Annotated in this window: 9 protein-coding genes; 1 reads left to right on the top strand and 8 read right to left on the bottom strand. The window is 64.3% G+C overall.

What is annotated here, in order from left to right:
• Positions 1-226: 226 nt before the first annotated feature.
• The 8 genes from ACNFCH_RS21395 to speB all read right to left on the bottom strand — a co-directional run bounded on the left by ACNFCH_RS21395 (position 227) and on the right by speB (position 10657).
• Positions 227-1486, bottom strand: a complete 1260-nt coding sequence (locus ACNFCH_RS21395; protein WP_416743664.1) for an MFS transporter — start codon at positions 1484-1486, stop codon at positions 227-229.
• Positions 1487-1515: 29 nt separating this feature from the next.
• Positions 1516-2580 (bottom strand): sugar phosphate isomerase/epimerase family protein, encoded by a 1065-nt coding sequence (locus ACNFCH_RS21390; RefSeq protein ID WP_337159089.1) that lies wholly within the window; start codon positions 2578-2580, stop codon positions 1516-1518.
• 114 nt (positions 2581-2694) lie between these two features.
• Positions 2695-4191 carry a PLP-dependent aminotransferase family protein gene (locus ACNFCH_RS21385; protein ID WP_337159023.1) on the bottom strand — a complete coding sequence of 499 codons (1497 nt, stop codon included), beginning with the start codon at positions 4189-4191 and terminating at the stop codon, positions 2695-2697.
• A 537-nt stretch (positions 4192-4728) separates the two neighbouring features.
• Entirely contained in the window at positions 4729-6414 is a 1686-nt protein-coding gene (betA, locus tag ACNFCH_RS21380) for a choline dehydrogenase (RefSeq protein ID WP_416743661.1), read from the bottom strand.
• A complete protein-coding gene (locus ACNFCH_RS21375; RefSeq protein ID WP_368841049.1) occupies positions 6411-7889 on the bottom strand; it encodes a cytosine permease in 1479 nt (492 codons plus the stop codon). The genes betA and ACNFCH_RS21375 overlap by 4 nt, the downstream gene beginning before the upstream one ends.
• Complete coding sequence (locus ACNFCH_RS21370; RefSeq protein ID WP_043215793.1) at positions 7886-8065, bottom strand: hypothetical protein; 180 nt, start codon at positions 8063-8065, stop codon at positions 7886-7888. The genes ACNFCH_RS21375 and ACNFCH_RS21370 overlap by 4 nt, the downstream gene beginning before the upstream one ends.
• 96 nt (positions 8066-8161) lie before the next feature.
• Positions 8162-9670 carry an aldehyde dehydrogenase family protein gene (locus ACNFCH_RS21365; RefSeq protein ID WP_337159025.1) on the bottom strand — a complete coding sequence of 503 codons (1509 nt, stop codon included), beginning with the start codon at positions 9668-9670 and terminating at the stop codon, positions 8162-8164.
• 15 nt (positions 9671-9685) lie between these two features.
• The gene (gene speB / locus ACNFCH_RS21360; protein WP_043215790.1) at positions 9686-10657 is read right to left on the bottom strand and encodes an agmatinase; all 972 of its coding nucleotides are present in this window, start codon (positions 10655-10657) and stop codon (positions 9686-9688) included.
• A 302-nt stretch (positions 10658-10959) separates the two neighbouring features.
• On the opposite strand from speB, the gene ACNFCH_RS21355 reads away from it, so the two are divergent.
• Complete coding sequence (locus ACNFCH_RS21355) at positions 10960-11874, top strand: LysR family transcriptional regulator (RefSeq protein WP_196163383.1); 915 nt, start codon at positions 10960-10962, stop codon at positions 11872-11874.
• The last annotated feature ends 451 nt before the right edge of the window (positions 11875-12325 follow it).

Below are 12325 nucleotides of genomic sequence, written 5' to 3'. Positions count from 1 at the left end.
TATTCGCGGGTAAACCCGCTCCTACAGGTGGCGAGGCAAGCCCCAGTAAAGTGTTAATGGCGATGCACTGCGCAGCCTCTGCAAGAGCAGATTTACCCAAAGACTGCACAGCCCTGTGGGAGCGGGTTCACCCGCGAATGCGGTAGTGGATTCACCAACGTATTCGCGGGTAAACCCGCTCCTACAGGGATCGCGCCAGCCTCAACGCCAGCGCCCCCACACAGGATCAGGCAATCGCCTGGGCCCCCGCTCCCTCGCGGTGGCGTCTGACCATCCGCTGCAGCAGGCTGGACACCACCACACCCACCACCGCCAGCATGCTCATCAGGCTGAACACATAGGTGTAGCCCTGCTCGCCTGGGTAGTGGTCCAGCAACGCGCCGTAGATCACGTAGGCGAACATGCCCGGCGCATAGCCGATCAGGCAGCCGATGCCGAACGCGGAGCCGGTGATGCGCGAAGGGATGCCCACTTCGCTCATCGGCGCCCAGAACACTCCACGCATGGTGAACACCACCAGGGCGAAGGACAGTGTCGCTGCCAGGCCCGCGTAGATGTAGCTTTCACCACGCGGAATGCTGAGGATGACCAGCATCAGCGGCAGCAAGGCAACGAAGGCCCATTTGAGGTAGCGGCTCGAACTCTTGAGCTGTTTGTCGGCGATGAAGCCACCGGCCGGGCCACCGAGGACCTTGAGGAAGTACTGGTTGATGATGCCGTAGGCGCCCACCAGTGCCACCGGCAGGTGGTACATGTCCTTGAGGTATGGGATGAAGTAGGTCAGGCCGCAGTACACGATGTAGACCATGAACACGTTCAGGCTCACCAGCCAGATCCCCGGCATGCGCACCGCCTCCAGCAGCCCTGCCAGACCGATGGGCTCGCGGGTGCTGTTGACCTGGCGCGCATCCTTGAGCAGGAACAGCGCCAGCACGCCAACTCCGATGTCGATCAGCGAATAGAACGCGATGGCCGCTTTGAGGCCGGCCGCACCGGAACCCAGGGCAACGAACACGCCGAGGGCGGAAAACGCCACCAGCGTGTCCACCGCGCCCCGCCCGCCTTCGAGCAGGCCGAACATGCGGCTTTGCTCCTGGTCATTGCCCAGGTTGCGGATGGCCTTGAGCAGCGAAGGCCAGAAGATGCAGTCGGCGCACACCGCCAGCAGGCCGAAGATGATGAGCAACTGGTTGTAGCCCGGGAAGCTCGCCAGGTACAGGCCCAACCCACCGATGCTCACCAGCCCCAGCGGGATGAGCTTGCGCGTTTCGAAGCGGTCGGCCAGAAAGCCTCCCACCACGAACAGCGCGGTGGCGACGATGGCGTTGACGCTCAGCAGCGTGCCGATCTGGGTATGGGTCAGGCCCATGTGCTCCTGCATCGGGATGTAGAAAGCGTCCTTGAGGTTGGACAGTTTGTAGATGGTCCCGCCGCCGAGGACGAGGATCAAAAAGCGTAGCCACTTGGCTTTGACCGAAGCTGTCATTGTTGTTCTCCACGGTTCCAGGGTGAGGGTCAGGCGTCGGCGGCCAAGGTCAGCTCGGCCAACACGCGCATCTCGGCCAGCAGCTCACGGACATAGCGCACCTGGTCATTGGCCCAGCGGTGCTCGTCGGCCAGCATCTGCTCCAGGCTGTAGCCCGGTGGCAAGGGCGTTTCGCTCATCTCGCGGTAGACGATGAAAGGGTCGGCGTCTTCGCCCACCTGGCGGAACGCCGGGGCGATGTAGTGGTTTTCCTGCTCGAGGATGAACGCCACCACCTGGGGTGTGGACTCACCCAGCAGCAACAGCTCCAGCAGCATGCGCGCGCCGGGCAGTTGATCCTCGGCGCTGCCCTGCAGCACGCCGTAATGGCCAAAACCGTTGGCCTCGGGTACCACGCGCACGCCCTTGAGGTGGACCTGGCGAATGAACGGCGCCAGGTTCGTCAGCGCAGGCAACGGCTGCTCGCAGGCATTGATCATGTTGCCGAAGTCGAACAAGGCATTCAGACGTGGGTGCCCGACCCGACGCAACAAGGTGGCGATCTCGTCGCTCTTGAGCTCTTCGTGTTGCTCGAAGTCGAAGTTCAGGTCGTACTCATCGGCCAGGCGCGCCAGGCGGCGCAGGTCATCCTCGATGATGCTCATCACCCGCGACAGGTGCCCTTCGTAGCGCGAATACACGCGGATGTTGCGGCTGCCGATGGCACGGGCGACGGCCACAGCCTGGTCAACGTCCGCGGGCAGCGTGCTGCTGATCTCCAGGTGCACGTCCAGCCCGAGGCCACGGGCTTTGTCAGCGAAGGCCGCCAGGCGTTCGGGCGTCATGCGCGAGAGGCTGTTGTGCTCGCCATCGAGCAAATGCAGCGAGAGACCGTCGAGCCCATGCCGGTAGGCAAAGTCGAGCATGTCCTCTGGGGTGACCCGTCCGTGGGTGAGGTTGGTCAGAAGCGGATAACCGTGGGCGAACAACCGCAGGCTGTCCAGACGCACCAGCAGACGGCGGGCAAGGTCGGCGGTGAGCAGCACAGGCGTGCACGGCGCCTGCGCGTTGTGGCCCATGAGACCGGCGAAACGGGCTTGGATAGGATTCATTATTGTCATTTCCTCAGAGCGATGCCGGGGTGGCCGGCCGTGCCTTTATCGCTCCGAAGTGGCCCCATCCATAGAGCCATTAACCTTTTGTTGGTATAGCCATTTTGAAGGCCTGGCTCAGACCCGCATGCCCAACGCATCAAGGGCCTGGGCAAGCTCGCGCACCCGCTGCGCGGCCTGCTCGGCGGGCGTGGCGGCAAAGCCCAACAGCAGGCCCGGCGGCAGGTAGCGCTGCAGGCAGTAGTCGTTCAGCGCATAGGTATAGACCTGGTGGTTGCCCAGCCCACGGGCCAGGGCATCGTCGTCCACGCCCTCGGGCAGCCAGCCGATCAGGTGCAGCCCCGCCTCCACTGGCGCCACCGAAAGAAACCCGCCCAACTGGCGTTGCAGTGCCTCCACCAGGCTGGCCTGGCGCTCCTGGTAGAGCGCGCGCATATGGCGGATATGGCCGAGGAAATGGCCGTCAAGCATGAAGTCGGCCGTGGTCGCCTGGTGCAATGTGGAGGGGCTGCGGTCCATCACCGCGCGGATCGCACAGAACGGTTCCACCAGCGCTTCGGGCAGGATCACATAGCCCAACCGCAACGACGGATAGAGCACCTTGCTGAAGGTGCCGACGTAGATCACCCGCTGCCATGGATCCATCGCATGCAGCGCCGGCAGCGACCGGCCCACGTAGCGGAACTCACTGTCGCAGTCATCCTCGACGATCCAGCCCTGGCTGCGCGCGGCCCAGTCGATCAGCTCCTGGCGCCGTGGGTAGCTCATGGTGGTGCCCAAGGGGTGCTGGCGCGAAGGCGTGGTGAAGACCAGGCGCGCTTCAGGGCACTCACGTATCCCTTGCTGCACGTCCAGCCCCTGCTCGTCGATCCGCAGGGGCACGAGCTGGCAGCCCAATGCCTGGAAGGCGATACGCGCGGCAATGTGCCCGGGGTCTTCCATCCACACCCGGTCACCTGGGTTGAGCAGCAGCATGCCCAACAGGTTGAAGGCTTGCTGGGCGCCAGAGGTGATCACCACCTGCTCCACGTTGCACTCGATGCCACGCGCGTCGAATACGTATTCGACGATGGCCTCGCGCAGGCGCTGCAGGCCTTTGAGTTCGCCATAGGCCAACTGGGCTTTGTCGGGTTTGCGCAGGTGGCGGTTCATCAGGCGCTTCCACACCGGCATGGGAAACGCATCGTAGGCCGGGTGGCTGGGCAGCAAGGACACCGGGCGCTGCGGGTCCCAGGCGCTATAGGAGATACCGCTGAAGTGCTCGCTGCGCAGCGAATGCACGGCCTGGCTCAGGCTCGACAGGCGTGGCGGCTTGGTGGGCAGGTCGGCCTGGGCCACCCTGCCCTGCCATTCGTTGCCCACGTAGGTGCCGGCCCCGGTGCGCGAGGCGAGAAAGCCCTCGGCGGTGAGCAGGTCGAAGGCGTTGAGCAGCGTGATCCGCGACAGCGACAGTTCCTTGCACAGGGTGCGGGTAGAAGGCAGGCGCGTGCCACCGGGCAAGCGGCCGCTGAGAATCTGCTTGCGCAGTTGCAGGTAGAGTTGGCGGTAGAGCGGGATCGAGCTGCCGCGATCGAGCTCGACGCCGCTGAGCAGCACGCCACCGGGGGTTTTCATGGAGTTCGTGTCCTGAGGGCCAGAGGGCTATTGTGCGCTGGCTCTCACCTTCCATGAAACGGGTTTACCCGCGAATGCGATAGTGAACTCACCGACGCTTTCGCGGGTAAACCCGCTCCCACAGAGATCGCAGCGTACCTGGAGATCCTCGACGTTTTCGTAGGTAACCACACCCACAAAGATCGCAGCGCGCCTGCGGATTCTCAGGTTGCCGCAGCCCCTTGTGTGAGCGGGTTTACCCGCGAATGCGATAGTGAATTCACCGACGTTTTCGTAGGTAACCACACCCACAAAAATCGCAGCGCTTCTGCGGATTCTCAGGTTGCCGCAGCCCCTTGTGGGAGCGGGTTTACCCGCGAATGCGATAGTGAATTCACCGACGTTTTCGTAGGTAACCACACCCACAAAAATCGCAGCGCTTCTGCGGATTCTCAGGTTGCCGCAGCCCCTTGTGGGAGCGGGTTTACCCGCGAATGCGATAGTGGATTCACCTACGCTTTCGCGGGTAAACCCGCTTCTACAGCGATCGAGGCGCGTTTAGGCCCGCACTTTGCGCACGGGCTCGGCGCTGCGTTGTTGCTCTTCCCAGCCTTCCACCAGCCCGACCGGCACATCGGCAGGCGCGAGCGGCTGGCGGCCGCGGACCAGGTCCGAGGCGCGTTCGGCGAGCATGATGGTCGGCGCGTTGAGGTTACCGTTAGGCTCGCTCGGGAACACCGAGGAGTCGATCACCCGCAGGCCTTGCAGGCCACGTACGCGCAGCTCGGAGTCGACCACCGCCATGTCGTCCTCACCCATCCGGCAAGAGCCGCAGGGGTGCATGGTGCTCTCCATGTTGGCGCGCACGAAGGCGTCGATCTGCTCGTCGGTCTGCACATGGGGGCCGGGCGCCAGTTCCTCGCCACGGAAGCGGTCCATGGCCGGCTGGGCGATGATCTCCCGGGTCAGGCGCACACAACGTCGGAAGCCTTCCTTGTCCTCCTCGCTTTCCAGGTAGTTGAAGCGAATCTCCGGGTGCTGGTACGGGTCGGCCGACAGCGCCCGCACATGGCCTCGGCTCTTGGGCTTGTTGGGCCCGGTAAGCACCATGAAACCATGGCCCTTGAACGGTTTGTCGCCGTCATAGCGCATGGCCGCCGGCAGGAAGTGGAACTGAATGTCCGGCCAGCGCAGGCCCTTGGCCGAGCGGATGAAGCCACCGGCCTCGAAGTGATTGCTCGCCCCCAGGCCATCCTTGAACAGCAGCCAGCGCAGGCCGATCATCGCCTTGCCCAGCAGGTTCATCTTGCCGTTGAGGGTCACCGGCTCCTTGCAAGCGTACTGGATGTAGATTTCCGAGTGATCCTGCAGGTTCTCGCCCACGCCCGGCAGGTCGTGGCGCACTTCGATGCCGGCCTTCTTCAGCACCTCCTGCGGGCCTATCCCTGAGCGCTGCAACAGGTGCGGCGAACCGATCGGGCCGGAGGACACCAGCACTTCGCGGTTGCAGTAGACCTTATGGGTCTTGCCGCCCTCGTCGTATTCGACCCCCACCGCGCGCTTGCCGTCGAGCAGGATGCGCCGGGTCATGGCGTGGGTGACGACGGTCAGGTTCGGGCGAGTCATGGCCGGGCGCAGGTAGGCATTGGCGGTGGACCAACGCACGCCATCCTTGACCGTCATGTGCATGGCGCCAAAGCCTTCCTGCATGTAGCCGTTGCAGTCGTCGGTCTTGATGTAGCCAGCCTCGGCGCCGGCTTCCACCCAGGCGCCGTACAACGGGTTCTGCATGTTGTTGCCGTTGTTGGTGGCCAATGGGCCGCTGGCGCCGCGGTAGTCGTCACCGCCGAACTTGAAGGTCTCGGCACGCTTGAAGTACGGCAGGCAGTTGCGATAGCTCCAGTTCTTGGCCCCCAGGCTTTCCCACTCGTCGAAGTCGTGGGCATGGCCGCGGATGTAGACCAGGCCGTTGATCGAGGACGAGCCGCCCAACACCTTGCCCCGCGGGCAGTGCAGGCGCCGGCCATCGAGATGGGGCTCGGCGACGGTCTCGTAGCGCCAGTTGTATTTCTTGGTGTTCATCGGCAGCGAGAAGGCGCTGGGCATCTGGATCAGCACGCCGCGGTCGCTGCCGCCGAACTCCAGGACCAACACCGAGGTGCCGGCGTCTTCGGTCAGGCGGTTGGCCAGGACGCAGCCGGCAGAGCCTGCGCCGATGATGATGTAGTCATATCGCTTGTTCATTTGCTGTAACCCTTTGCTCCGAGGCCTGCTGCCTCGATGTTGCGTTCATTGCCCTTTGGGTAGCCACCCCAGCCCAGGCGAGTGGCCAGTGCGCGGGTCAGCCCGTAGTGCACCAGCCCAGCCAGCAGGCAGGACGGCAGCGAAGCGGTGGCGAAGGTGAAGAAGGAGGTGTGGGCCAAGGTCTGCGGGTTGAACACCACCACGTAGATCACGAAGCCTGCCACCAGCGCCACCAGTGCGATGGGGTTGAAGCCGCCGCAGAAGCGCAGTGGCGATGTGTCTTGCGCGGCATAGAGCTGGCGCAGGTTCACCCGCTTATGGCGCAGGAAGAAGTAATCGGCGATGCCGATCCCGGCCAGGGCGCTGTTGAGTGCCGAAGTCCACACCAGGAAGATGAAGAAGCCGTCGTAGATGCCTGGGAAGAACAGCACGATGGCCACCGGAATCACGCAGAACAGCCCCACCAGCACACCCCAGCGCACACTGCGCAAGCGCTCCCCGGTCACTTGCCGCAAACCGATGACCGCGGTGTAGAGGATGTTGACCATGCCGGTCAGGTTGGCCAGTGCCAGAAAGCCCAGCGCCACCACGCCGAAGGCCATGCCACCGGCCAGGCGCATCCAGGCGGTCGGGTCGCTGCTGCCCAGGGTCGATGCGGCGAACAGGCTGACGGTCTCGCCCAGGGAGGCGGCACCGAAGATCCCCACCAGGTTCGGCCAGAAGGCCGTGCGCTGGTTGCTGCACAGACGCGACAGGTTGCCGATGTAGGGCCACCAGGAGAACCCAGCCGCGATGTTGATCTCCACGGCGATCATGAAGTTGATGCGCGAGTCGGCGAACGGCGGTTGCAAGGCTGGCATGGCCAGCAGTTGGTCCAGGCTGTGGCTGCGGGAGATGAAGTACATCAGCGCCAACATGATCAGGATCAGACTGGGTGCGATGATCGCGCTCAGCAAGCGGATCATGTCCGGCCCACGCATGGCCACCAGCGCCGCCAGCACGATGGCCAACAAGGCACCGCCGGTCACCAGCCAGCCGTCGCCATCGGGCGGGACTTGCTGCACCAGGGTTTCCAGGTTGTCCAGCGCTCGCCCGCACATCAGCCCCAGCACCGCCAACCAGCCCATGGTGAGCACCACCACCGACAGGATGTAGACCAGGCGGCTGCCATTGAGGCCGAACATGCTGCGCAGGAAGGTGAACTGCTCCACCCCATACTTGCCGCACGGCACGCAGGTGGAGAACGCCGCGAGGATCACCCCCACGATGTTGCCGATGACGATGGCGCAGATCCCTTGCTTGGGGCCGACGAACAGCGCCGTGGCGCCGCCGATCAGAAACACCCAGGTGGCCACCGCCAGCGCGGAGTTGGCGTAGGCATAACCCCAGAAGCCCCAGACCCGCTCGCTGGGCAACAAGGGGGTGTCGCCGCGTTCGGCGGCCAGTCGGAATTCCTGCTCTTTGGACGGGCTCATGCCTGGCCCCCCCACAGATAGAAGCCCACCATCACGACCAGGGCGAACACCGCCAGCGCCAGGTAGTCACCGACGCCCATCGCACCTGGCCAATCCGTCCGTCCTTCCAGTTCCTCATAGGCGCACAAGCGCCTTTCCAGATCTTGCGCTCGCTCTACATCTGCTTGGCTGTTCATGGGCATCACCTCGATAGGTTCTTGTTCTTGAAATTCGATGCATCCGATAAATCAGCGCCGCCCGCCAACCTCAGCGGCGCTGGCCAGCCCTGGACCTCAGGGCAAGGTGATCCAGACCGCCTTGGTCTCCAGCAAGAACTCCAGCTGTTCGGCGCCCATGTCCTTGCCATAGCCCGACTGCTTGTAGCCGCCGAAAGGCATGGACGGATCGAGGGTGCTGTGCGCGTTGACGTAGACGGTCCCTGCCCGCAGACGCGGAATCAGGCCGTGGACCCGGCCCAGGTCGTTGGAGTAGATGGCCGCGGCCAAACCGAACTCCGAGTCGTTGGCCAATTCCACCGCCTGCTCCTGGGTGTCGAACGGCTGGGTCACCAGCACCGGGCCGAAGATCTCCTCACGCACGATGCGCATGTCGTGGGTGCAGTTGGCGAAGATCGTCGGCTGCACGAAGAAGCCCGGGCCTTGGACCGGCTCACCGCCGTAATACACCTGCGCGCCTTCGGCCTTGCCGAGGGCGATGTACTCCAGCACCCGCTGCTGTTGCTGACGCGACACCATGGGGCTGATGAAGCAATCCGGGTCCAGGCCGGGGGCGATCTTGAGCGTTGCGGTGTAGCGTGCCAGCGCCTCCAGGAAGGCCGGGTAGATGCTGCGCTCGATGTAGGCGCGGGTCCCGGCGTCGCACACTTGGCCTGAGTTGAAGAACACGCCGTTGGCCACCGCCTGGGCGGCGGCTTCGACGTCGGCATCGGCGAACACGATCACCGGCGACTTGCCACCGAGCTCCAGGGTCAGGCGCTTCATCTGGTCCATCGAGGCCTTGCCCACCGCGCAGCCGACCGGGGTGGAGCCGGTGAAGCTCAGCTTGTCGATGCCTGGGTGGCTGGACATGGCGTTACCCACCACGCTACCACGGCCGGTGACGATGTTCACCACGCCGTCGGGCAGCCCGGCTTCCTGCACCAGCTCGGCGAAGCGCAGGGCCGAAAGCGAAGTGAGCTCAGCCGGTTTGACCACCACGGTGCAGCCAACGGCCAAGGCCGCGCCCAGCTTCCAGGCCATGGTCTGCAGCGGGAAGTTCCACGGCACGATCACCCCGACCACGCCCACCGCTTCCTTGCGGGTGTACGCCAGGTAGTTGCCCGGCAGCGAGGGTTCGACGGTGCGCCCGTGGATCTTGCTGGCCCAGCCGGCGAAATAGCGGAAGGTGTCGATGGTGCCCTGGATGTCCACGGCACGCGCCTGGTCGACCGACTTGCCCATGTCGATGGACTCGATCTGCGCCAGCTCCTCGCCATTGGCCTCGATCAGATCGGCCAGGCGGTGCAGCACGCGCTCACGCTCCAGCGGCTTGAGCTGGCTCCAAGGGCCGCCGTCGAACTGCGCACGCGCAGCCTTGACGGCGCGGTCCAGGTCCTCGGCGGTGCCCATGGGGATGCGGGTGAGCACCGCTTCGGTGGAGGGCTCGATCACCTCAGCGGTGGCGCCATCGCTGGCCTGCACCCAGGCGCCGCCAATGAACATGTGCTGCTGCTTGGAGAGAAAGCGCTGGGTCGCCTCGGAAACACCGAAGGTCTGCAGGTAGTTCTTTACCTTGTTGTCCACGTTGGAAACTCCGGATCAGCGAGCTTTGGCGCGCGCGTGGAAGATGAAGCCGATGCTGTTCATCAGCAGTTGCGCGGCGAGGATGGACGTCACGCCAGCAGGGTCATAGGCCGGGGCCACTTCCACCAGGTCCATGCCGACGATGCGGCCGTTGCTGCGCTTGGCCAGCGCCTGGATGATCTCCAGCACTTCGTAGTACTGGAAGCCGCCATGGCTCGGGGTGCCGGTGCCCGGGGCGATGGACGGGTCGAAGCCATCGATGTCGATGGTGATGTAGTAATCGATGTCCTGGGGGATCTTCGCCAACACGCCTTCGACACCCAGGCGGCGCACGTCGCGCACCGAGAGAATGTTCGAGCCGGCATCGCGGGCGGCGTCGTAGTCGTCGCGGTTGGAGGAGGACACGTTGCGGATGCCCATCTGGGTCATGCCGGTGATGTTCGACAGCTCCGAAGCGCGGCGCAGGGGGTTGCCGTGGCCATAACGCACGCCGTGGCGCTCGTCGACGAAGTCCAGGTGGGCGTCGAAGTGGATGATGTGGATCGGGTCGCGTCCTTCGAAGGCCTTGATGACCGGCGCGTGGATCGAGTGGTCACCGCCCAGCACTACCGGCATGGCGCCGCTGGCGAGGATCTGACGCACGGCCGATTCGATGTTGGCGTTGCTGGTGGCCATGTCGGTGTGCACGATGTCGGCATCGCCCACATCGACCATGCGCACCTGGTCTTCGGTCAGGTAAGTGGCGTCATCTTCGTGGTCATAGGCGCCGGAGTGGCCGAAGGAGAACAGCGTGGATGCCTCGCGGATGCCGCGCGGTCCGAAGCGTGCGCCGGAGCGCCATTGGGTACCCATGTCGTTGGGCGCACCGAGGATCGCCACATCGGCGTCGATGGCGTTCCAGTCGGTGCAGATGGGCGACTTGGCGAACGTGCAATGCCCTACGAAGGGCAGGTTCAGGCGGCCGGATTCATAACCATGCTTTGCCATGTTCGAGCTTCTCCAATTTCTTGTTCTGGTCAGGAGACGGGGCGACTGTGCGACACCGTTGAATCCACTATGGGCCCGGCCAGGCCCTGGAAAAATGCGCAAGTCCAGATGCATACATCGGCTGCGCCGAAGTATCTGGCGCGGCCGATGTCTGCATCTGCGCAGACCGACGCTGCCGCAGGCGTTTTGCCAAACGCCGGGATTGCGGTTGCTCTGCGTGCAGGGTTAGCTTTGGCAAAAACACATTCAGCCGAGCGTTCATATCAGCAGCCCGCGATGTGACCTCGGCCCGGGAGGCCGCGGTGATCCAGCTCCACGATGTCGATCTGAAGCTCCTCAGGGTGTTCGCCACCATCGTCAAGTGCGGCGGGTTTTCCGCGGCGCAGGCGGCGCTGAACACCGGCCAGTCCACCATCAGCGAACAGATGACGCACCTGGAGACCCGCCTGGGCGTCAAGCTCTGCCAGCGCGGGCGCAGCGGCTTTCGCCTCACCGAGCAGGGCGTGGCCATCCATGAGGCCACGTTGCGCCTTTTGAGCGCGGTGGAAAGCTTCTGCATGGACGCCGACGTGCTCAAGCAGCACATCAGCGGCCAGCTCAATTTGGGGATCATCGACTCCACGCTGACCGACCCCGACTCACCGCTGCCGCGCACCACCCAGCGCTTCGTCTCCCGAGGCCACGATGCCCAGCTGAACATCTACATCGGCGCCCCGGCGGAGCTCGAAGAGCGGGTGCTGGACGGGCGTCTGCACCTGGCCATCGGGCACTTTCCCCTGCGGGTGCCGGGGCTGTCCTACCTACCGCTGTACAACGAAGCCCTGGGGCTGTATTGCGGCCGTCGCCACCCGCTGTTCGCCAGTAAACCGGCCAACGGGCGCCTGCTAGAAGAGGTGCGCGCCTGCCGGATCGTGGTGCGCGGCTACATGCAGCAGTACGACCTGACGCAGTTGGGCATGAGCAAGGCCGACGCCACCGTGGAGAACATCGAGGCGGCGGCGATCCTGATCATTTCCGGGGCCTATATCGGGTTCTTGCCGGTGCACTTCGCCGAGCAGTGGGTCAAGACCGGCGAGATGTACCGCTTGGGCGCCAACACCCTGGACCTCACCTCCCCCTTCGACGTGATCACCCGACGCGGCGTGACCCCGCCGCCGATCCTGCAGGCGTTTCTGGAGGACCTGAACACGTGTATGTATCAGCCCGGGTTTGCGTGAATCCGAGTCGAGCAGTGGTTGGTGTTGAGGTTGTGGGTTTATCCATTTGACGTGGCGACGCTCGTTCACCTTTGCGCCCTTACGGTGGTGCCTGGGCTGGCGTTATTTCATTCAGTGGTTTTCGTGGTGAACTTTTTGGCGCATTCGCGGGTAAACCCGCTCCCACAAGGATCGCGTCGCTCTTGGGGTTGTGTTGCGCCTGTCAGACCGGGCGCAAACGTTAGGACGAGGCGATACCTGCGGGTTTACCCGCGAAGGGAACACCACGGATTCAAGCCAGACTGCATCCCAGTGCGGGACTCCCTGACTGAGCACAGACGCCAGGGCGACGCGATCCGTGTGGGAGCGGGTTTACCCGCGAAGGGAGCACCACGGATTCAAAGCCAGACGGCATCCCAGTGTGGGTACTCCCTGACTGAGCACAGACGCCAGGGCGACGCGATTCCTGTGG

The sequence above is a fragment of the Pseudomonas sp. NY15354 genome, assembly GCF_048068075.1.
Taxonomy (GTDB): domain Bacteria; phylum Pseudomonadota; class Gammaproteobacteria; order Pseudomonadales; family Pseudomonadaceae; genus Aquipseudomonas; species Aquipseudomonas guariconensis_C.
Note: the sequence above shows the minus strand (reverse complement) of the source record. Positions and strands in the feature narration are given on the sequence as shown.

What these genes read in the sequence shown, in the direction of transcription:
- ACNFCH_RS21385 (WP_337159023.1), bottom strand. Translation starts at nt 4,191, where the DNA reads ATGAAAACCCCCGGTGGCGTGCTGCTCAGCGGCGTCGAGCTCGATCGC.
- speB (WP_043215790.1), bottom strand. Translation starts at nt 10,657, where the DNA reads ATGGCAAAGCATGGTTATGAATCCGGCCGCCTGAACCTGCCCTTCGTA.
- betA (WP_416743661.1), bottom strand. Translation starts at nt 6,414, where the DNA reads ATGAACAAGCGATATGACTACATCATCATCGGCGCAGGCTCTGCCGGC.
- ACNFCH_RS21395 (WP_416743664.1), bottom strand. Translation starts at nt 1,486, where the DNA reads ATGACAGCTTCGGTCAAAGCCAAGTGGCTACGCTTTTTGATCCTCGTC.
- ACNFCH_RS21375 (WP_368841049.1), bottom strand. Translation starts at nt 7,889, where the DNA reads ATGAGCCCGTCCAAAGAGCAGGAATTCCGACTGGCCGCCGAACGCGGC.
- ACNFCH_RS21370 (WP_043215793.1), bottom strand. Translation starts at nt 8,065, where the DNA reads ATGAACAGCCAAGCAGATGTAGAGCGAGCGCAAGATCTGGAAAGGCGC.